This window comes from Olsenella sp. An293 (assembly GCF_002159495.1).
GTDB lineage: Bacteria > Actinomycetota > Coriobacteriia > Coriobacteriales > Atopobiaceae > Thermophilibacter.
Window position 1 is genome coordinate 1 of record NZ_NFIT01000011.1, and the last position, 18691, is coordinate 18691.

At 65.3% G+C, this 18691-nt stretch carries 17 protein-coding genes; 10 read left to right on the forward strand and 7 right to left on the reverse strand.

Annotation, left to right across the window (positions count from 1 at the left end):
- Nucleotides 1–287: 287 nt before the first annotated feature.
- Complete coding sequence (locus tag B5F85_RS07835; RefSeq protein ID WP_239386791.1) at nt 288–1502, reverse strand: Wadjet anti-phage system protein JetD domain-containing protein; 1215 nt, start codon at nt 1500–1502, stop codon at nt 288–290.
- Between the two features lie 183 nt (nt 1503–1685).
- On the opposite strand from B5F85_RS07835, the gene B5F85_RS07840 reads away from it, so the two are divergent.
- The 3 genes from B5F85_RS07840 to B5F85_RS07850 all read left to right on the forward strand — a co-directional run bounded on the left by B5F85_RS07840 (nt 1686) and on the right by B5F85_RS07850 (nt 4231).
- Nucleotides 1686–2333 (forward strand): FxLYD domain-containing protein, encoded by a 648-nt coding sequence (locus B5F85_RS07840; RefSeq protein ID WP_087316081.1) that lies wholly within the window; start codon nt 1686–1688, stop codon nt 2331–2333.
- 39 nt (nt 2334–2372) lie between these two features.
- Entirely contained in the window at nt 2373–2792 is a 420-nt protein-coding gene (locus B5F85_RS07845) for a transcriptional regulator (RefSeq protein WP_087316083.1), read from the forward strand.
- A gap of 170 nt (nt 2793–2962) precedes the next feature.
- Nucleotides 2963–4231 (forward strand): serine/threonine-protein kinase, encoded by a 1269-nt coding sequence (locus B5F85_RS07850; RefSeq protein ID WP_087316085.1) that lies wholly within the window; start codon nt 2963–2965, stop codon nt 4229–4231.
- A gap of 4 nt (nt 4232–4235) precedes the next feature.
- Here the strand turns inward: B5F85_RS07850 and B5F85_RS07855 are convergent, their stop codons facing one another.
- The gene (locus B5F85_RS07855) at nt 4236–4868 is read right to left on the reverse strand and encodes an HAD family phosphatase (RefSeq protein ID WP_087316087.1); all 633 of its coding nucleotides are present in this window, start codon (nt 4866–4868) and stop codon (nt 4236–4238) included.
- A 389-nt stretch (nt 4869–5257) separates the two neighbouring features.
- Between B5F85_RS07855 and B5F85_RS07865 the strand changes: the two genes are divergently transcribed.
- The gene (locus B5F85_RS07865; protein WP_087316091.1) at nt 5258–8215 is read left to right on the forward strand and encodes a DUF3427 domain-containing protein; all 2958 of its coding nucleotides are present in this window, start codon (nt 5258–5260) and stop codon (nt 8213–8215) included.
- Here B5F85_RS07865 and B5F85_RS07870 read toward each other — a convergent pair.
- Nucleotides 8212–8604 (reverse strand): (deoxy)nucleoside triphosphate pyrophosphohydrolase, encoded by a 393-nt coding sequence (locus tag B5F85_RS07870; protein WP_087316093.1) that lies wholly within the window; start codon nt 8602–8604, stop codon nt 8212–8214. The genes B5F85_RS07865 and B5F85_RS07870 overlap by 4 nt on opposite strands.
- A gap of 277 nt (nt 8605–8881) precedes the next feature.
- On the opposite strand from B5F85_RS07870, the gene B5F85_RS07875 reads away from it, so the two are divergent.
- Genes B5F85_RS07875 through B5F85_RS07890 form a run of 4 tightly spaced genes read left to right on the forward strand, consistent with a single transcriptional unit; the run spans nt 8882 to nt 11003 of the window.
- Complete coding sequence (locus B5F85_RS07875; protein ID WP_087316095.1) at nt 8882–9244, forward strand: arsenate reductase family protein; 363 nt, start codon at nt 8882–8884, stop codon at nt 9242–9244.
- A complete protein-coding gene (locus B5F85_RS07880; RefSeq protein ID WP_255373652.1) occupies nt 9238–9909 on the forward strand; it encodes a copper homeostasis protein CutC in 672 nt (223 codons plus the stop codon). Before B5F85_RS07875 ends, B5F85_RS07880 begins: the two co-directional genes overlap by 7 nt.
- Nucleotides 9910–10596 (forward strand): pentapeptide repeat-containing protein, encoded by a 687-nt coding sequence (locus B5F85_RS07885; protein WP_087316098.1) that lies wholly within the window; start codon nt 9910–9912, stop codon nt 10594–10596.
- Nucleotides 10587–11003 (forward strand): PaaI family thioesterase, encoded by a 417-nt coding sequence (locus B5F85_RS07890; protein WP_204204690.1) that lies wholly within the window; start codon nt 10587–10589, stop codon nt 11001–11003. The genes B5F85_RS07885 and B5F85_RS07890 overlap by 10 nt, the downstream gene beginning before the upstream one ends.
- Nucleotides 11004–11067: 64 nt before the next feature.
- Here the strand turns inward: B5F85_RS07890 and B5F85_RS07895 are convergent, their stop codons facing one another.
- Nucleotides 11068–12261 carry a diphosphate--fructose-6-phosphate 1-phosphotransferase gene (locus tag B5F85_RS07895; protein ID WP_087316100.1) on the reverse strand — a complete coding sequence of 398 codons (1194 nt, stop codon included), beginning with the start codon at nt 12259–12261 and terminating at the stop codon, nt 11068–11070.
- 473 nt (nt 12262–12734) lie between these two features.
- On the opposite strand from B5F85_RS07895, the gene B5F85_RS07900 reads away from it, so the two are divergent.
- On the forward strand, nt 12735–14156 hold the full coding sequence (locus B5F85_RS07900; RefSeq protein WP_087316102.1) for an amidophosphoribosyltransferase: 1422 nt from the start codon (nt 12735–12737) through the stop codon (nt 14154–14156).
- 128 nt (nt 14157–14284) lie between these two features.
- On the opposite strand, the gene amrS is transcribed toward B5F85_RS07900, so the two are convergent.
- Nucleotides 14285–15169, reverse strand: a complete 885-nt coding sequence (gene amrS / locus B5F85_RS07905) for an AmmeMemoRadiSam system radical SAM enzyme (RefSeq protein WP_087316104.1) — start codon at nt 15167–15169, stop codon at nt 14285–14287.
- The gene (gene amrA, locus B5F85_RS07910) at nt 15166–16599 is read right to left on the reverse strand and encodes an AmmeMemoRadiSam system protein A (RefSeq protein ID WP_087316106.1); all 1434 of its coding nucleotides are present in this window, start codon (nt 16597–16599) and stop codon (nt 15166–15168) included. Before amrA ends, amrS begins: the two co-directional genes overlap by 4 nt.
- 114 nt (nt 16600–16713) lie before the next feature.
- Between amrA and B5F85_RS07915 the strand changes: the two genes are divergently transcribed.
- A complete protein-coding gene (locus tag B5F85_RS07915; protein ID WP_087316108.1) occupies nt 16714–17421 on the forward strand; it encodes a YdcF family protein in 708 nt (235 codons plus the stop codon).
- Between the two features lie 52 nt (nt 17422–17473).
- Here the strand turns inward: B5F85_RS07915 and B5F85_RS07920 are convergent, their stop codons facing one another.
- Nucleotides 17474–18676 carry an NADP-dependent isocitrate dehydrogenase gene (locus B5F85_RS07920; RefSeq protein ID WP_087316110.1) on the reverse strand — a complete coding sequence of 401 codons (1203 nt, stop codon included), beginning with the start codon at nt 18674–18676 and terminating at the stop codon, nt 17474–17476.
- Nucleotides 18677–18691: the final 15 nt, after the last annotated feature.

Sequence of the window (18691 nt, forward strand, 5' to 3'; positions counted from 1 at the left end):
GGCGCGGGCGGCGGGGCTGCGCGTTGCGGATCCTGGGGGCATGGCAGGGCGCCGGGGAGGGGGGATGGGCGCCGCTGCCACGGCCCGGGAAAGTGCGACGCTCTTCTCGCCCGGAGTGACACGGGTCGGAAAATCGCAACGGAGGGCAGCGCAACGAGCGACTTCGCGTTGCTCCCGGGCTGTTCGCGGCTGCGGTCGCTACCACGACCTGGGAATGCGCAACGCGCTTCTCGCCCGGCGTGACACGGGCCGGGAAAGCGCGACGGCAGACAAGGGGGCGCTGTCCGCTACAGGTCCTCCGCCGTCAGGATCTCCTGCGGGATGAGGCGAGCGTGCTCGATAACGGAGCGCAGGTAGGAGGCCTCGCGCTTCTTGAGCGAGCCCTCGAGCAGCTCGAGGCCGCGCACGGGGACGCTGCTTTGGTCGGTGGGCTCGTTTTCGAGCGGGTCGGGGAAGCGCTCCATCGCGCGGCGCAGCATCAGGCGGTACGCGGCGACGAACGGCTCCACGTTGAAGCGGCCCTCGGCCATGTCCGCGAGCTTGGCGAGGATCGAGAGGCCGGCGCGGTCGATGTCGCCCCAGTAGAGCACCCGGACGTCCTCGGCGCCGAGCGACGCGATGAGGTCGGGCAGCTTGTGGGGGTCGTCCACCAGGTATCCGTTGCCAAAGACCACGCCGTGCACGCGCTCGCCGAACAGGCGCTTGCGGCCGTCGAGGTACATGGCGTTTCTCATGTTGACCCAGGGGTCGAGGTTCTCCGAGACAACGAGTCGCAGGTGGCGGTGGTGGCGCGGGATGTGGTGCAGCAGCTCGAGCTTGACCTGGGGCCGGCTGGACACTACGTCCGAGAGCCCCATGAGGTGCAGCAGCTTGCGGCCCTCCGACTCGAGGGCCAGGAACTTCTCGTCCCCAAAGACGCGGTAGGAGAGCTCGCGCAGGCTAAGCCGGCCGTCGCCGAGGGTCTTTTTGCCCGTGAGCTCGCGAGAGAGGGCGCGCAGCTCGCGTTCATAGAGGAGGTAGGCGTCGGGGGTGCTGAGCAGCCAACCGTTAATCCACAGGCGCGGGTCGAGGTCGATGATCTTGCGGCGGACGTCCTCGAGCTCGGGCGTCTGCTTGCGCACGGTGTCCAGGCGCGAGAGCGTGCGCGCGTCGCGGCGCGCGGGCGGGCGGGGGCGCTCGGCCTTGGCGATGGCGCGCTGGTCGGAGGCGGCGTCCTTCTCTTCCGACGCGTCCTCGCGGGCGGGGATGACGAGCAGGTAGCCCCCGTCGGTGGGCTCGAGGACGTCCAGGGTGAGAAGGGCCTCGAGCTCGTCCGCGCCGGCGCCGTACTTGTCCAGGACCGCGTTGACGTCGGCCGCCGTGAGCGGGCGCTTGCGCAGGCGGACGAGGCCGCTCGCGATGCCGCCGGCGTTGCTGCGGTGGGCGGTGGGGAGCTTCTTGCCGAGGAGCTTGGCGAGCTCGACGACGGCCGCCTGCTCCTGCTCGGTGAGTTTTTGTGCCATGGGGCGCCTTTCGGGGTGATGTGTGCTCGATACCAGCATAGCGCGTCGATGCGGGCGGAAGCCGCGGCGGCCGGCGTTGCCTAGCACAAAACTGCCCCGCTGTCCCATGCTCGCAGCTAATGTTTTCCGCTCGCGCAGCTGATACGGTGCACGTATCAGGAACCCAAAACAGAAGGAGCGCACATGAGTGACAACAGTGTCGACCAGGCCAAGGCGACGTCCGGCATGGCGATTGCGGGGCTGGTGCTGGGAATCCTTGCGGCGGTCTCGTCGTGGATCCCCATCGTCAACAACCTCTCGTTCATCATTGGCGTCATCGGTCTCGTCCTGTCCGTCGTGGGCGTGGTGGGAACGGTTCGCGGCAAGAAGGCGGGCAAGGGCATTGCCATTGCGGCGCTGGTCATCAACCTCGTTGCGTGCGGCATCGTGCTCGCTATGCAGAGCGCCGTGAGCGCGGCCATAGATGACGTCACGAGCGACGCGGTCTCCACCGAGAACGTGTCCGTGCAGCCCGAGGACGCCGCCGACGCGCCCGAGACCGACGCCGCGCCCGAGGCCGACGATGCCGCCTATGCCATCACGGACGTCCAGATGACCGGCGACGACTACTCCGTGACCATCTCCGGCACGTTCACCAACAGTTCCGACGCCGAGGTCTCCTACGTCCAGGTGAGCTACCGGCTGCTGGACGCCGATGGGGCGCAGATTGGCACGGCGTACGCCAACACCAACAACCTCCCCGCGGGCGGGACGTGGAAGTTCGAGGCCATGGGGTTTGAGCCGCTGTCCTCCGTCGCGTCCTACGAGCTTGCGGACGTGACGGGCTTCTAACCGTGTCTGCTATGCTCAAGCTGCGCGAAAGGGGGAGCGATGGCCGAGCGTCTGACCGAGGAGCTGCTTGACGAGCTGCTGAGCACATCGAGTCTCGAGGGGTACCTCGAGCGCAACCGGCCCGGCGCGCGCACGCTGGCCGAGTACCTCCAGCAGCTGCTCGACGAGAAGGGGCTCGAGCGCTCGCGCGTGGTCCGCATGGCCGACCTCAACGACACGTTTGGCTATCAGATCTTCAAGGGAACCCGCAACCCCAGCCGGGACAAGGTGCTGCAGATCGCCTTTGCCATGGCCCTCACCCTGCGCGAGACTAACCGGGCGCTCACCGCGGCCGGCGTGAGCGAGCTCTACTGCAAGGACCGGCGCGACGCGATCATCATCTTCTGCCTGGACCGCGGCTGCTCGCTGCAGAAGGTCAACGAGGAGCTCTACCGCTTCGGGGAGCGGACGATCTGCTAGCGGGCGGCTTTGCAGGCGCGCTGCGCGCGTGCCTCGGGCGTGCCGCGCAGCTCCCGGCGGGCGGCTTTCCGGCGACTGCCCGCGAGCGGGCTGACTCCTCCCGGCGGGGCCGACGCGTGCGAGCGGCGTCGGCCCCGCCCCTTCTTGTCACGCTCTGCTAGGATGGGCGCATGGACACCAACGACGAACTTGCCTCCTATCTCGACGCCCTCGCGCGCGACGACTGCTACCGCGTTGACGCGGTGCTCAAGGACAGCGCGCTCGAGACTACCGAGCGCGTGTTCTTTCGCGGCGAGAACGGCTCCGAGCTGGGGCCCTTCGTTCGCAAGCGCATCCGTGGCGAATCCGGGCTGGGCGGCGCCTACGAGGAGGTCTTCTCGGCGCAGGCCCGTGGCGTGAGGCTCGCGCACCTGCCGCGCCTGCTCGAGTGCCACCGGCGCGACGGCGACCTCGTGGTGGTGATGGAACTGGTCCCGGGCCAGACGCTCGCCGAGCACGTGGAGGCGTGCAAGGGGCCGGCGGCGCGCCTCGAGCTTTCGCGCCGCGTCTTTCCCGAGCTCTGCGACGCCGTGAGCGAGCTTCACGAGCGCCTGGGCCCTCCGGTGATCCACCGTGACCTCAAGCCGAGCAACGTCATGGTGTCAGAGGGCGGCGTCACCCTCATCGACCTGGGGATCGCGCGGTCCTACCGCGCGGGCGCCGAGCAGGACACCACGCACTTTGGCACGCGCTCCTACGCCCCGCCCGAGCAGTTTGGCTTTGGGCAGACCGGCGTGACGAGCGACGTCTTTGCGCTGGGAATGATGCTGTTCTTCTGCGTGACCGGTCGCGAGCCGGGGACGGCGGACCGCGAGGCGGGCTTTACCGCGGCCGGGGTGCCGGAGGCGCTGCGGGCCGTGATCGTTTGGGCGACGCAGCTCGATCCCGCGGCGCGCTTTGCGACTGCTCGGGAGCTCCGGGACGCGTTTCTCGCCACGCAGGGCGCGGCTGGGAGCGTCGCGGCGACGGAGCTTGAGCCGCCGACCTTTGAGTCCTCGCACCGCTTTCGTCTTGCGATCCCGGGGCTCCCCGAAAGCTGGGGGAGTGCCGGGCGCTGGGCGTGGCTCGGGCGCGTGCCGGCCCGGGCGGGGGTCGCCTGGAACGTGCTGGTGCTGTGCGGGCTTGCGATCGTGCTCGCGGGGTGCGTGGTCGCCTACGTGAGGCCCATGCCCTCGGTGAGCTCCTACCCGCGCTGGCTGCAAGCGGCCTCGTACCTCGTGGTGATGCCGATCATGGCTCTGACCTGCGGCTACCTGCTGCTTGACCGACGACCGCTGCGCCGGCGCGTGCCCGCGCTCGCGGGACTGACCGTTCGCCAAGAGGTGCGCTGGGGGCTGCGAGTCCTTCTCGGCGTCTTTCTTGCGTGGGTCGTCCTGCTGGGTGTTGGCGTGTCGGGCTAGCGGCTCAGCTCAGCAGGCGGATGGTGGCCTCGAGCTCGGTGACGTCTCCGTGGGGCTTGTGCGTGAAGTGGAACGCGCGCATGCCCGCCGTCCGCGCGCCGATGCAGTTGTCCTCGTTGTCGTCCACGAAGAGGCACTCCCCGGGCTTGAGGTCATAGCGGTCGCAGAGCAGGCGGAAGATGGCCGGGTCGGGCTTCATCAGGCGCTCCTTGGCGGAGACCACGATGCCGTCCAGGAAGCGGCAGGCCGGCGCGTGGCCGAGCTGCCTCATGATGTTGGTGTTGGCGTTGGAGAGCAGGTAGATGCCGTAGCCCTCGGACTTGAGGCGAATGGCGAGGTCGTTGGTCTCCTCGAAGGGCTCCGAGTGCTCGGGCCAGTGCGCGATGCACTCGTGGAGGTTGGGGTGAAGGCGCTGCGGCAGGTGGTTCTCCGCGTAGCGGCGCATGGTTTCATGTGTGATGGTCCCCGAGTCCAGCAGCGACCACATCGTCGAGCCGAAGAGCGCGCCGTTGAGCAGCGCCGCGTCCTCGGGCGTGTCCGTGAACAGGCTCGCGAAGTACGGGCCGTCGAAGTTCATGAGCACGCCGCCCATGTCAAAGACGATGTTTCTGACGGGCGTGGTCGCGGGCTCAGTCATAGCGCCTCCTCGGGTGGGGTAGCTTCATTGAAGGGAGTATAGCGTGTGCGGTGAGGCGGATGATCGTGTTGATTGATCGGATCGCCCGATAAGATGCGGAAAGGAGACGAGATCGCTTCAGACTATCAGGCGAGAGGAGGCCGCCATATGTCACGTTTCAGTCCATATTACTGTTGGTTCAGAAGCGAGATCCGGGCACTTATCGAAGACTGCCGGTCTTGCGAGCTTGGAGACTGTCCCAACTGGTGCAAGGAGTTCGTCGAGCTTCAGATGGACGAGATCCTCGATACGATAATCTCGGCAGTTCAAAACTGGGGACAGATAGGCTGAGACCGCACTTATCGCGTTTGCTATCCTGGCAATGTGGTGCCATTTCCAGGAGGCGTGCGATGGATGAGATTCGTGTCGTTGAGGCGGAGGCCGTCTCCGGTCCGTCAGAGCGGGAGAACTTTGAGCGCGGTCTTCGAGCCGGCTTTGTTGATGTGTCGGAAAAGGTCTCCGAGAGGTTTCTTCCTCGACTGATAGCCAACGACAAAAGAACCGGAAGCGACCTTCTTACGACGATCAAGCGGCAGCTCTCCAAGTGTGACCGCTTCGACATCTGCGTCGCTTTTGTCTCGGAAAGTGGGCTTCAGCCGCTGGTGGAGATTCTCTCCGAGCTCGAAAAGCGCGACGTTTGCGGCCGTGTTCTCACCTCGACTTATCTCAACTTCAACTCACCTGACGTATTTCGAAAGCTGCTCGGCTATCGAAATATCTCCACTCGTGTCTATCAGGGAAACCTCCACGCAAAGGGATATGTATTCGATCGTGGCGATACGAGTACCGTTATTGTTGGAAGTTCCAATCTCACGCAGATGGCTCTCACGTGTAACCGTGAATGGAACATTATGTTCCGATCCTACGGTGAGGGTGGTCTGCTCCTTTCGCTACGTAATGAGTTTGAGGACCTCTGGGAAGACGGACTGACGTCCGAGATTACTGAGGCATGGATCGAAGGATACGAGACGTCCCGTTCTTCGCAGAAAAGGCAGCCTTCACACGCGACGTTTAGAGCAAATCCGTCACCTACGGCAGAGTATGACGGAGAGATTCGTCCCAATCAGATGCAGCGATCCGCTCTTGAAGCTCTCGCTAAACTTCACGAGCGAAATGAGCCACGTGCGCTTCTCGTTTCTGCTACGGGCACGGGGAAGACCTACTTGTCCGCCTTTGATATCGCCGCTGTCAAGCCGAGGCGCGTTCTCTTTCTGGCGCACAGGCAACGAATCATAGATGCGTCACGTCGGAGTTACCAGAGGCTGCTCGGTACGTCATACAGCTGCTGTGCGTATGTTCCCGGGGCAGGTGACGCAGGAGAGAGTTGCGTCTTTGCCATGTGCTCAACCATCGTAAGGCATCTCGATGAGTTTTCGCGTGATGCATTTGACTACATCGTGATCGACGAAGCTCACCGAACGGGATCAGGCGGCTATCAGAAAATCATGGATTACTTCACGCCTAAGTTCTATCTGGGCATGACCGCGACTCCAACGAGAACCGACGGCTACGACGTCTTTGCACTCTTCAATCATGTGATTGCATTTCAAATTACACTGCAGGATGCTCTTGCTAACGACATGCTTGCGCCATTTCATTACTTTGGTATCGCCGATCTGAGGATTGACGATGAGGACATCGACGACCCCACGTTCTTTTCCCGGCTGACATCGTCGGAGCGTGTTAAACACATCACGTCAAAAATCGAGCAGTATACCGTTGGCAGGAGCCATCGGCGAGGACTTGTTTTCTGCAATAGGAACGACGAGGCTGCAGAGCTCTCTCGACAATTAAACGAGCTGGGATATAGGACATGTGCCTTGAGCGGCAAGAACTCTGATGAGGAGAGGGATGCGGCAATCGCAAGGCTTGAGGCGGGGGAGCTTGAGTATATCTTCTCCGTCGATATCTTTAATGAGGGTGTTGATATCCCATCACTCAATCAGATCGTCATGTTGCGACGTACGGAGTCGGCGATTGTCTTTGTGCAGCAACTGGGTCGTGGGCTGAGGAAGAGTGAAGGCAAGGATTACGCGCTGGTACTTGATTTCATCGGGAACTATCAAAAGAACTTCTTTGTTCCCATAGCTCTGTCGGGAGACCGATCTTACAACAAGGATACGCTGCGGGCTATTGTCAAGGAAGGGAGCTCGGTAATTCCGGGATGCTCCACGGTGAGCTTTGACAAGATCTCCGAAGCGAGAATCTATGAAGCCATCGACGGAGGTGATTTCAGCGCTGCGAGGCTCTTACGCGATGAGTATAGAAGCTTGAGGCAAATGCTCGGTCGGATACCCTCGCTCAGCGAGTTTGACGCGAATGGATCTATTGATCCCTTGCGTATTTTCAAAAAGTTCGGCTCCTACCATGCTTTTCTTCAAAAGTATGAATCGGAATATACGGTCACGTTTTCTAGCCGTCAGGAAGGCGTCCTTAAGTTCATCTCCCAGAAGCTTGCAAGCGGCAAACAGCTGGAAGATCTCCTGCTGCTCAAGCGACTCATTCTTGGGGAGAGCCAGGTTGAGGAGGAGGCATCTTCTTTTGAACGTTTTTATGACGGTCGAACGCTCGAGGAAGCCCGACACTCCGCGATTTCTCTCCTGAGCGGTTCTTTCTTGACGCTCAAAGGGTTTGTCCCCTTGGTGCGAGAGGTCGGAGACGCCTGCGTTCTGTCGGAAGAGTTTGCCAAGATGTTGGGGGACGTCGAGTTCAAGCGGCAAGTTCTTGAGGCTGTCGACTTCGGTCTCGAAAGGCATCGCCTTGCGTATCAAAGGCCCTACCGAAGCACCAACCTCGTCCTTAATGCGAAATACACCTATGAAGAGGTCTGTTACCTGCTTAATTGGGAAAAGAACGTGAACGGACAAAACATCGGAGGCTACAAGTACGACGACAAGACAAAAACCTTCCCCGTCTTTATCAACTACGAGAAGGATCCGGACATCTCGGACACGACGAAGTACGAGGATCGATTCATCTCAAATCATGAGCTCATTGCAATTTCAAAGCAGTCGCGCCATCTAGATTCCAAAGAAATCGAGCGTATTCGCCAGTGCCCTGGAAACGGAATGAAACCATACCTGTTTGTTCGCAAGAACAAAAATGACGGTGACGGTAGCAAGGAGTTTTATTTTCTGGGTGAGATGCGGCCGACAGGTGAGTTTAGGGAGTTCATCATGCCTGGCACCACCAAATCGGCGGTGGAGATCACCTATGAGCTAATGGATCCAGTCCGCCAAGACCTGTATGACTACCTAACCAGCAACATTGAACTTCTCGAAGAAAAGGAGGAGCAGGTGGGCGTTTAGCCTGCGAGACGCTCCTCAAGAGCTCTGACGACTTTGACGTCTGCGGGAAGCCAGTCGACATCCCAAAGATGGTTGGTGCTAAGCCAGAGAAGATTCTCGTGCTCGGTGTCATTGATGGCGCCATCGACGATCTCGCAGAGGAAGCATTCCATCGAGAGGTGGAAGGTGTCGTAATCATGCTCGATTGTGCACAGGTGCGACAGATTCCCGATTGTGACGCAAAGCTCCTCTTCAATCTCTCGGGCGCACGCTTGCTCTCCAGTTTCGCCAGGTTCGAGTTTGCCCCCGGGAAACTCCCATCCGTCTTTAAACTCGCCATAGCCGCGCTGAGCCGCGAGTACCTGATTGTCCCTGCAAATGATCGCCGCTGCGACGTGAATCGTCTTCATGAAGAGTCCTCCCTGAGGTCGATTTGAGAGTATACGCGAGTGAGGCAGTAGAGTTATCGAGGGGTAAGAAATCCGGCGTGCCCCTCGGGCGACCACGCACAACGGCCATTGTGAGCGTTAACATCCGCTCAAAAATGGGCGACGTGCGTGGTCGCCCGAGACATAAGGCGCTCGCCGGCCTCGTCGGCGGCTCGCCGGGGCCTCGAACGGCGCCCGGTCGCAGCGTGCTACACTTGCCCGTATGGCCGCGACACAACGGCAAGCGAAAGGAAACACCATGGATGACGTGCTCTTTGTTGAGTATCCCAAGTGCAGCACCTGCCGACGCGCCAAGGCGTGGCTCGACGAGCGCGGCATCTCCTACACGGACCGCCACATCGTGGAGGACAACCCCACGGCCGAGGAGCTCGCCGCGTGGCAGGAGCGCTCGGGTCTTCCTGTGCGTCGCTTCTTCAACACGAGCGGCCGACTCTACCGCGAGCGTAACATCAAGGCCCAGCTCGACGCCGGGCTCTCGGACGCCGATGCCTTCGCGCTCCTCGCCGAGGACGGCATGCTGGTCAAGCGCCCGATCGTGGTGGGGGAGGACTTCGTGCTCGTGGGATTTCGCGAGGCAGAGTGGGAGGACAAGCTGTGCTAGGCGCGCTTACCCGCGAGTTCTGCGCCGAGAACATGGAGCTCGTCCCTGCTGCCGTTGCCGCCGGCGCCGCGCGCATCGAGCTCTGCGACAACCTCGCCGTGGGCGGAACCACGCCGAGCTACGGCGTCATTCGCGCTGCCGTCGCCTTCGCGCGCGACCACGGTGTCGACGTGATGTGCATGGTCCGTCCGCGCGGGGGCAGCTTCGAGCACACCCCCGAGGAGGCCGCCATGATGCGCGACGACCTCGCGCTGGCAAAGCGCCTGGGCGTCACGGGCGTGGTCTTTGGCTGCCTGCGCGATGGCCGCCTGGACCGCGCGCTCACCGCCGAGCTCGTCCGTCTCGCGCATGAGGACTCGCCCGACGCCCCCGGTCGCGTTGACGTGACCTTCCACATGGCCTTTGACGCCCTCGCGCCGGCCGACCAGCTCGAGGCAATCGACTGGCTTGCCGACCAGGGCGTCGAGCGCATCCTCACCCACGGCGGCGCCGCGGGCACGCCCATCGCGGACAACCTCGAGCGCCTGCGCGCCTACGTCGAGCGCGCAGCCGGGCGCATCATCATCCTTCCGGGCGGTGGCATCACCTGGGAGAACGCCGAGTCCGTGGCGTCCGCGCTTGGCGTCGGCGAGGTCCACGGCACCAAGATCGTGCGGGTGGCGTAGGTGTCCCGCCTAGGTCCGGCAAAGACGAGGGGCTTTGCGCAGGTCACGCCCAATCTCGGGGAGAACCTGAGCCGGGAGGACCTTCTCGCGCGCCTTACGGAGCCGGACGCCCGAGTCTTTGGGTCTGCGTTCTCAGGGCTCGAGCTCTCAGAGGTCGCGGCATGCGGCACCGCCTTCGAGAACGCCGTCTTTCGCGGGTGTTCCTTCGAGAGCGTGAGCCTGGCCAACTGCACGTTTTCCGACGTGCTCTTCTCGGGCTGCCGGTTTGTGCGCTGTGATCTGGGGCGCAGCTGGCTCAACCGCTGCGACTTCCGCTCGTGCTCCGCGCCGGGGATAAGCTTTCTCAAGGGCAGGCTCACGGGCGTCTCCCTGGAGGACTGCCAGTTTGCCTACTGCGACCTCGCCGAGGCGTCGGTGAGCCGGCTGCGCGCCAGCTCAACGGGCCTTGCCGAGGCAAACCTTCACCAGGCCAGGCTCAGCCACGTCGAGCTCGACCGCTGCGACCTCACGCGTGCGACGGTCTTTCGCACGAGCCTTGACGGGATGGACCTCTCTACCTGCGACATCTCCGGCATCCGCGTCTCGAGCGACCTGCACGAGCTACGCGGTGCCGTCGTGAGTCCCGAGCAGGCCGCGCAGCTCATCGGCCTTCTCGGCATCAAGATCAAGGAGGACGAATGGCTCTGATCGACGAGAACGCCTCGCTCGAGGAGGTCCAGGCGGTCTTCAAGAACGACCGCTTTGCAACGGAGGCCTGCGGCTGTCGCGTGGTGGAGGCCGCGCGCGGCCACGCGGTCACCGAGTTCGACATCACGCCGGGGCACCGCAACGAGAAGGGCGGCGTGATGGGAGGGGCCATCTTCACGGTGGCCGACCTCGCGTTTGCGGTGGCGTCCAACGTGGGCGAGTCCGTGACCGTGTCCGTGAGCAGCACGATCGAGTTCATGAGCGCGGCACGCGGCGAGAAGCTCATCGCCACGGCCGACGTCGACAAGAACGGGCGCACGCTCGCCTTCTACACCTGCTCCGTGACCGACGAGCTCGGGACGCCCGTCGCGCGCGCCACGCAGACCTGCATGCACCTGCAGCGCTAGGGACGCCTGCAGTGGCGGCAGTGTCTGCGACGCTGACGACGCCTGCAGCGCTGATGGCGCCTCGCTAGTCCAGCGAGGCCATCTGGGCGGGAAGCTCGCCCACGAGCGGGCGCATGTAGCGGAGAAGCTCCTCGCGCACGCCCATGCCGTCCTCGCTGATCCACTCGCGGGGGACATGGCGCACCTGGTTTGCCGCGGAGGCGACGTCGACGAGGCGCGTCTGGACGGCGTAGGGGCTGTCGGAGACGCGCTCGAGCGCGCACATCTTTCCCGTCTGGCCCGAAAGCGCGGCGTTGTAGGCAAAGTGACCCAGGTCAAAGGCCTCGTCGAGGTCAGTCCTGCTGGCGGCGTAGCTGGCGCAGCGCTGCAGCGTCGAGAGCTCCACGGAGCGGGTTTTGCAACCCAGGCGCTCCTTCGCCAGCGCGGCGAGGTAGCGACCCGTGCCGGACAAGGTCGCGAGGTGACCAAACTCGTCGACGCCCACGCCCGGCTCGGCGGCGAGCTCGCAGAGGAGCCTGCCGTCGGGGGTGCGGACGCCCTCGCTCACGCCCACCATCACGGTGTTCTTTTCTCCCAGCAGCGAGGCGATGCGATCGAGGAGCGCCTCGAGGTCGAGCGGGGCCTCGGGCAGCAGCACGAGGTCGGGCGCCGCGAGCGCGAGGGCGCTGGACGCGGCGAGCCAGCCGGCGTCGCGCCCCATGATCTCGACGAAGGTGACGCTCTTGAGGTCGTAGACGTCCGCGTCGTAGGCAATCTCGTTCACGGCCGTGGCCACGAAGCGGGCGGCGCTGCCGTAGCCGGGGGTGTGGTCGGTGCCCACGAGGTCGTTGTCGATGGTCTTGGGCACGCCGAGGAACCTGATGTCGCTGCCCGTCTGGTGTCCGTACTCGGAGAGCTTGGCGATGGTGTCCATGGAGTCGTTGCCGCCGATGTAGAGCACGGCGTCAGCACCGATTTCCTCGAAGCGCCCGAAGAGACGCTGGTAGACCGCCTCGTCCTCGGAGGGGAGAGGCAGCTTGTAGCGGCAGCTGCCCAGCCAGCTCGCCGGCGTGTTGCGCAGGAGCTCGATGTCGACCCGGCTCAGGAACGCCTCGTCGAGGCGGACGGAACGGCCGTCGAGGAAGCCCTGGATGCCGTAGCGCATGCCCTCGATGCGCGTCCCGTCAAAGACGCCGGCGGCGATGACGCCTGCGAGGCTCGAGTTGATGGCGGACGTGGGCCCGCCCGACTGTCCCACCAGGACGCACTTTTCGCTCATGGAGGCTCCCGTTCTTTGCTGCCGATTGCTGTCACAAGCATACTCGCTTGCCGTGCGACAATCGAACCGGCCCCAAATGTCGCCCGCTGAGCCTGCAAAATCGACCTTCAATCCATATTCTCGTTCCGCTGAAAACAAAACTGGGCTTCAGTCCATGAAAAAACTGGGCTTGAGCCGGCCTGGCACTCCCTCTTTGGCCAAGTGGTTGACAAAAGACCAGATAAATAGTTCGACCAAGCTAACTTCATCGTCGCAACTAGGCAAAATGGCATGGATCGAAGCCCGGTTTTGTCTCGCGCGATCCGGGAATATGGATCGAAGGCTGGTTTTGCAGACACCACGCGTGCGCCACGCGGCCCAGCAGCGTGTTCATGATGTTTCTATTGTGCGAGGCCTCTTCAGGGCGCGGGGCGCGCGAGTATACTCTTGGGGTTCTTAATGACCGTGCACCCAGCATGAACTCGGAGGAGCATATGGGAGCGTTCTTTGGCGCCGTTTCTCATCGTGACGTTGCGCTCGACGTGTTCTTTGGCGTCGACTATCACTCTCACCTCGGAACGCGCCGCGCCGGCATGGTCTCATGCCGCCCGGGCGGCGGGTTCAACCGCCAGATCCACTCGATCGAGAACACGCCGTTCCGCACCAAGTTCGAGCACGACCTGCCCGAGCTCTCCGGCACCTGCGCGATGGGCTGCATCTCCGACTCCGACCCGCAGCCGCTGCTCGTCCGCTCCCACCTGGGCGTCTATGCCATCTCCACGGTGGGCGCCATCGGAAACGCCGACGAGCTCGTGGCGCGCTTCGAGGCCGACGGCCACCAGTTCATGGCCACCAGCTCCGGCGCGGTCAACGTCAACGAGCTCGTGGCCGCGCTCGTCAACACGCAGGGCAGCCTCGTCGACGGCATCCGCTACGCGCAGGATCAGATCGAGGGCTCGCTCACGCTGCTCATCATGACCGAGTCCGGCGAGCTCATCGCCGCGCGCGATGCCATGGGCCGCCTGCCCGTCCTCATCGGCAAGGACGACGACGGCTACTGCGTGTCCTTCGAGTCGTTTGCCTACGGCAAGCTCGGCTATGCCGACGAGTACGAGCTGGGCTCCGCCGAGATCGTGCGTCTCACGGCGGACGGCTACGAGACCATCTCCCCGGCCCGCGACGAGATGCGCATCTGCGCGTTCCTGTGGGTCTACTACGGCTATCCCAACTCCAACTACGAGGGCGTCAACGTCGAGGTCATGCGCTATCGCAACGGTCGGATCATGGCCCGCGACGAGCGCGCCGCGGGTCTGCTTCCCGAGGTCGACTACGTCGCCGGCATGCCCGACTCGGGCCTGCCCCACGGCATCGGCTATGCCAACGAGTCCGGCGTGCCGCTCGCGCGCCCCTTCGTCAAGTACACGCCCACCTGGCCGCGCTCCTTCATGCCCGCCAACCAGGAGGTGCGCAACCGCGTCGCCAAGATGAAGCAGATCCCGGTGCCCGAGCTCATCCGCGACAAGCGCCTGCTGCTCGTCGACGACTCCATCGTCCGCGGCACCCAGATGCGCGAGACCATCGACTTCCTGCGCGACACCGGGGTCGCCGAGGTGCACATGCGCTCCGCCTGCCCGCCGATCATGTACGGCTGCAAGTTCCTCTCGTTCTCCCGCAGCCGCTCCGAGTACGAGCTCATCGCGCGTCGCAAGGTGCGCGAGCTCGAGGGCGACGAGGGCGAGAAGCACCTTGACGAGTACGCCGACGGCCGCACCGAGCGCGGGCGCTGTTTGCTGCGCTCGATCTGCGAGGAGATGGGCTTCGACTCGCTCGAGTACCAGAGCCTCGACGGCATGCTCGAGGCCATTGGCATCGACCGCAAGAAGGTCTGCACCTACTGCTGGAACGGGCGCGACTAGCCGTCGCGGGCATTCAAAAGGGGACGGGCTTTCTGCTAATTGGGGACGTGTTATTTCGTGCAGACGGAAAGCGTCTGCACGAAATAACACGTCCCCAATTAGCAGAAAGCCCGTCCCCCTTTGAATGGCTAGCAGTTGCCCACGAAGACGTGGTCGAGGTAGCGGCGCGAGACGTCGGCCAGGCGGTAGACGTCGGCGACCGGGGTGGGGCCGCGGTCCGTCAGGCGCCAGCGCGGGAAGAAGCGCGTCACGTGGTGGGTGAGCGTCTCGCGACCCCGACCGCCGTCGAGTCCGGCGAGCCAGCCCGCGAGCTCCTCCATCTCGGCCTCGCCGTCGTTCATCCCCGGAACCACCAGCGTGGTCACCTCGAGGTGGCAGCGCGGGTCAGCGGCGAGCCGCTCGATCGTATCCCGCGCGCACGCGAGCGAGCGCGGCGCACCTCCGCACGTCGCGTAGAAGGCGTCCGAGAAGCCCTTGAGGTCGATGTTGGCCGCGTCGATCAGCCCCTCGAGCGTGTCGAGCACCGCGGGCTCGAAGCAGCCGTTTGACACGAGCGCGCTCGCCAGGCCCGCCGCGTGCGCGAGCTCTGAGCAGTCTCGCACGTACTCCCAGCCCACGAGCGGCTCGTTGTAGGTGTGGGCAATCCCGATGACGCGCGGGTCACGCCGTCGCGCCGCGAGCGCGAGCGCCACGAGCTCGTCCGGCGTGACCTCGCGCCAGGGCACGTCCTTCTCGCCCGCCTGCGAGATCTCGAAGTTCTGGCAAAACGGGCAGGCGAGGTTGCACCCATAGCTGCCGACCGAGAGCACGTAGGTTCCCGGCCGCCAGCGTGCGAGCGGCTTCTTCTCCACGGGGTCGAGCGCGAGTGAGGTCACGCGCCCGTAGCTTTTGGCCACGATGACGCCGCCGTCGTTGCGCCGCGCACGGCAGGCCCCGAGCGCGCCGGGGGCGAGCCGGCAGCGTTGCGGGCAGGTTTGGCAGACGAGCGCGCCGTCCTTCTCGCCCGCGCTCATTCGTGGCGCTCCACGACAAAGCGCTCCAGCCGCACGCCGGGCTCGTCGAGGTCGATCCCGCCCTTGCTTGCGGCAATGCGCAGCTGCTCATCGACGGTGTCCACGCCGTCAAGATCGGGCAGCAGCAGCCCGCGGCGGCCGCCCGGGGCGCTCACGATGACGCCGTAGCGCCGGCAGTCGAGCTCGTCGGGGCCGCTCACGGGTTCCGGCTCGCCGAGGACGTCCACGTCGTAGACCAGCTCGGGGAGCTCCTCGACGCGCACGGGCGAGAAGCGCGGGTCGTGGCAGCCCGCCGAGACCGCGTTGGCCACGATCTCGTCCGCAAGGCTCACCTGCGTGGGAGCGATGGTTCCGATGCACCCGCGGAGCTGCCCGTTCTTCTTGATCGAGACAAAGGCCCCGGCGCGGCGGCCGAGAAGTTCGGGCGGGAGGCCCGCGGGCAGCCCGCCCAGCGGGCGCCCGGTGCGCACGCGGTGCTCGAGCGAGGCCCGCGCCAGCGCGACGAACGGGTCCTCCCCGGCGCGGAGGCGCGCCATGTCCTGCGCGTGCCATGCCTCGTAGGCCTCGTCGAAGGCGCGGGCGGGGTCGGAGCCCTCCGGCCCCGCGGGCGTGAGGACCGCGACACCGTAGCCCACGCCGAAGGGGCCCTCGTGCGAGAGCAGCTCCGCGGCGACGGGCGTGCGGTCGAGCGCGCCGGCCATGATCTGGAAGGAGCGCAGCCCACACTCGGCGGCGCGCTCGCAGAGGCCGGGGTCGGCGGTGAGCAGGTCGAGGAAGGCGCCGGAGCCGAGCGCGCGGCAGGCGAGCTCGTCGAAGACGGGGCCCTCGGGCGCGTAGCCGTAGGGGCCGTCCGCGGCGAGCTTGTGCGAGAGGTCGCCGGACGCAACGTAGGCCACGCGCCGGCCCAGGCGTGCGGCGCAGCGCTGGACGAGCTGGCCCATGCGGTAGTGCTCGAGCGGGGAGAGGCCCGAGATGCCCATGCGCACCACGCGGTAGGGGGCGGGCTCGCGGCCGGCGGAGCGCAGCTCGTCCGCGGCGGCGTCGATGAAGTGAAGCGGCACGAGGACGCCCCAGTCGAGGTCGCGCTCGCGCTCGCCGGCGGTGCCAGCGGGCAGGCCCTCCTCGCGGGCGGCGCGGCAGAGCGCGTCGACGAGCTCCTCGTCGTAGGTGACGCGCGCCCCGTCTGCCGCGTCCCCGAACTGCGCGAACGTGCCGCTTGCGCCCGATCCGGGGGCAATATGCAGGTAATCGAGGTACATCGCGGTGTGCGGGCTCGAGATGACGATGGTCTGCGGCTCCGCGGCGACGACGCGCCGCGCCGCCTCGCGGTAGGCGTCGACGGTGGCCTGGATCTCCCGCTCGCGCCCGCGGCCCACGCCGGGAACGATGAGCGGCGGGTGCGGGACGGCAACTGCGATGACGACGGACATGCGATCACCTCCGGGTGACGATAGCGTCAGCTTGACAATATCGTCAGGTTAAATCGTCAAGCTGGGCAGGTAAGATGTGCCCAACCGGTCGGTATTTGCCCGCGGGAGGTTCACATGGTTGCTGTGCTCACGGCTCTTGGCGTGCTTGCGGCCGCGTACGGCGTCCTCATGGCGGCGCTCTACCCGGCGGGCGGGTTTTTCCTCGTGTGGGTCGCGCTGGGCGCGGCGCTCCTGGTCGCCGCCCGGGTGCCGCGGGCGCGGCGGGCAATCTGTGCCGTCTGCCTTGCGGGAGCGCTCGTTGCGGGCGGCCTCTGCGCCCTGATCTTCTCTGCCGCCGCGACGGTGCCGCCGTCGGGGCTCGACGCGCTGGTGGTGCTGGGCGCGGGCCTGCGGCCGGACGGCACGCCGAGCGAGGCGCTGGCCTACCGTCTCGACGCCGCGCTCGACTATCTCGAGGACAACCCCGACACGACCTGCGTGGTCTCGGGCGGCCAGGGGCTGGGCGAGACCCGCACCGAGGCGGACGCCATGTACGATTACCTGCTCGATCACGGCCTGCCCGCCGGGCGCGTGACACGCGAGGACCGCTCGACCTCCACGGCCGAGAACGTCCGCAACTCCGCGGAGCTGCTCGCGCCGGCCGCCTCCGTGGGCATCGTCACCAACGACTTCCACCTCTACCGCGCCCTGCGCATCGCCGAGAAGAGCGGCCTGCCCGGGGCCGCCGGCCTGCCCGCGCCGTCCAATCCGCTCTACCTGCCACAGAGCGCGCTGCGCGAATGCGCGGCCCTCGTGAAGGACTTTCTTTTCGGCAACCTGTGAGACGGCGGGGGGCGGAGGCTCTGTCGCCGCTCCGCCCCCCGCCGCTGCCGAACTAGGCCTCGAGCGTCTCGCGGATGGCGACGATGAACTCGCGCGTCCCCAGCGTCTCGGGCTCGGGCAGACTCGTGATGCGGGCGAGGTCACCGGTCATGCGGCCGGACTCGATTGTCTTGACCGTGGCGGCCTCCAGGCGGTCGGCAAAGTCCACGAGCTCAGGCAGCTCGTCGAGCTCGCCGCGCTTGCGCAGGGCGCCCGTCCAGGCAAAGATCGTGGCCACGGAGTTGGTGGAGGTGGGCTCGCCCTTGAGGTGCTTGTAGTAGTGGCGCTGGACGGTGCCGTGCGCCGCCTCGTACTCGAAGTAGCCGTGCGGGCTCACGAGCACCGAGGTCATCATCGCCAGGCTGCCAAACGCCGAGGACAGCATGTCGCTCATGACGTCGCCGTCGTAGTTCTTGCAGGCCCAGATGAAGCCGCCCTCGGACTTGACCACGCGGGCCACGGCGTCGTCGATCAGCGTGTAGAAGTACTCGATGCCGGCCGCCTCGAACCTCTCGCGGTACTCCGCCTCGTAGATGTCCGCGAAGACGTCCTTGAAGCGGTGGTCGTAGGTCTTGGAGATGGTGTCCTTGGTGGCAAACCAGAGGTCCTGGCCCGTGGAGAGCGCGTACTCAAAGCAGCTGCGCGCGAAGCTCTCGATGGAGGCGTCGAGGTTGTGCTGGCCCTGGACCACGCCGGGGCCGTCAAAGACGTGGACGAGCTCGCGGCGCTCGGTGCCGTCCTCGGCGGTGTAGACGAGCTCGACCTTGCCGGGGCCGTTGATGCGCATCTCAGAGTTCTTGTACACGTCGCCGTACGCGTGACGGGCGATCGTGATGGGCTTCTTCCAGCAGCTCACCACCGGGTCGATGCCGCGCACCACGATGGGCGCGCGGAACACGGTGCCGTCGAGCAGGGCGCGGATGGTGCCGTTGGGGCTCTTCCACATCTGCTTGAGTCCGTACTCCTCGACGCGCGCGGCGTTGGGGGTGATGGTGGCGCACTTGACGGCCACGCCCAGGCGCTTGGTCGCCTCGGCGGAGTCCACGGTGACCTGGTCGTCGGTCTTGTCGCGGTTCTCCAGGCCAAGGTCGTAGTACTCGGTCTTGAGGTCCACGAACGGGCAGATGAGCTCGTCCTTGATGATCTGCCAGATGATGCGGGTCATCTCGTCGCCGTCCATCTCGACGAGCGGGGTCTTCATCTCGATCTTGGCCATGCGCGCCTCCGGGTC

What these genes read in the sequence shown, in the direction of transcription:
- B5F85_RS07895 (WP_087316100.1), bottom strand. Translation starts at nt 12,261, where the DNA reads ATGAGCGAAAAGTGCGTCCTGGTGGGACAGTCGGGCGGGCCCACGTCC.
- B5F85_RS07865 (WP_087316091.1), top strand. Translation starts at nt 5,258, where the DNA reads ATGGATGAGATTCGTGTCGTTGAGGCGGAGGCCGTCTCCGGTCCGTCA.
- B5F85_RS07870 (WP_087316093.1), bottom strand. Translation starts at nt 8,604, where the DNA reads ATGAAGACGATTCACGTCGCAGCGGCGATCATTTGCAGGGACAATCAG.
- B5F85_RS07845 (WP_087316083.1), top strand. Translation starts at nt 2,373, where the DNA reads ATGGCCGAGCGTCTGACCGAGGAGCTGCTTGACGAGCTGCTGAGCACA.
- B5F85_RS07915 (WP_087316108.1), top strand. Translation starts at nt 16,714, where the DNA reads ATGGTTGCTGTGCTCACGGCTCTTGGCGTGCTTGCGGCCGCGTACGGC.
- B5F85_RS07875 (WP_087316095.1), top strand. Translation starts at nt 8,882, where the DNA reads ATGGATGACGTGCTCTTTGTTGAGTATCCCAAGTGCAGCACCTGCCGA.
- B5F85_RS07890 (WP_204204690.1), top strand. Translation starts at nt 10,587, where the DNA reads ATGGCTCTGATCGACGAGAACGCCTCGCTCGAGGAGGTCCAGGCGGTC.
- amrA (WP_087316106.1), bottom strand. Translation starts at nt 16,599, where the DNA reads ATGTCCGTCGTCATCGCAGTTGCCGTCCCGCACCCGCCGCTCATCGTT.
- B5F85_RS07900 (WP_087316102.1), top strand. Translation starts at nt 12,735, where the DNA reads ATGGGAGCGTTCTTTGGCGCCGTTTCTCATCGTGACGTTGCGCTCGAC.
- B5F85_RS07855 (WP_087316087.1), bottom strand. Translation starts at nt 4,868, where the DNA reads ATGACTGAGCCCGCGACCACGCCCGTCAGAAACATCGTCTTTGACATG.
- B5F85_RS07920 (WP_087316110.1), bottom strand. Translation starts at nt 18,676, where the DNA reads ATGGCCAAGATCGAGATGAAGACCCCGCTCGTCGAGATGGACGGCGAC.
- B5F85_RS07840 (WP_087316081.1), top strand. Translation starts at nt 1,686, where the DNA reads ATGAGTGACAACAGTGTCGACCAGGCCAAGGCGACGTCCGGCATGGCG.
- amrS (WP_087316104.1), bottom strand. Translation starts at nt 15,169, where the DNA reads ATGAGCGCGGGCGAGAAGGACGGCGCGCTCGTCTGCCAAACCTGCCCG.
- B5F85_RS07835 (WP_239386791.1), bottom strand. Translation starts at nt 1,502, where the DNA reads ATGGCACAAAAACTCACCGAGCAGGAGCAGGCGGCCGTCGTCGAGCTC.
- B5F85_RS07850 (WP_087316085.1), top strand. Translation starts at nt 2,963, where the DNA reads ATGGACACCAACGACGAACTTGCCTCCTATCTCGACGCCCTCGCGCGC.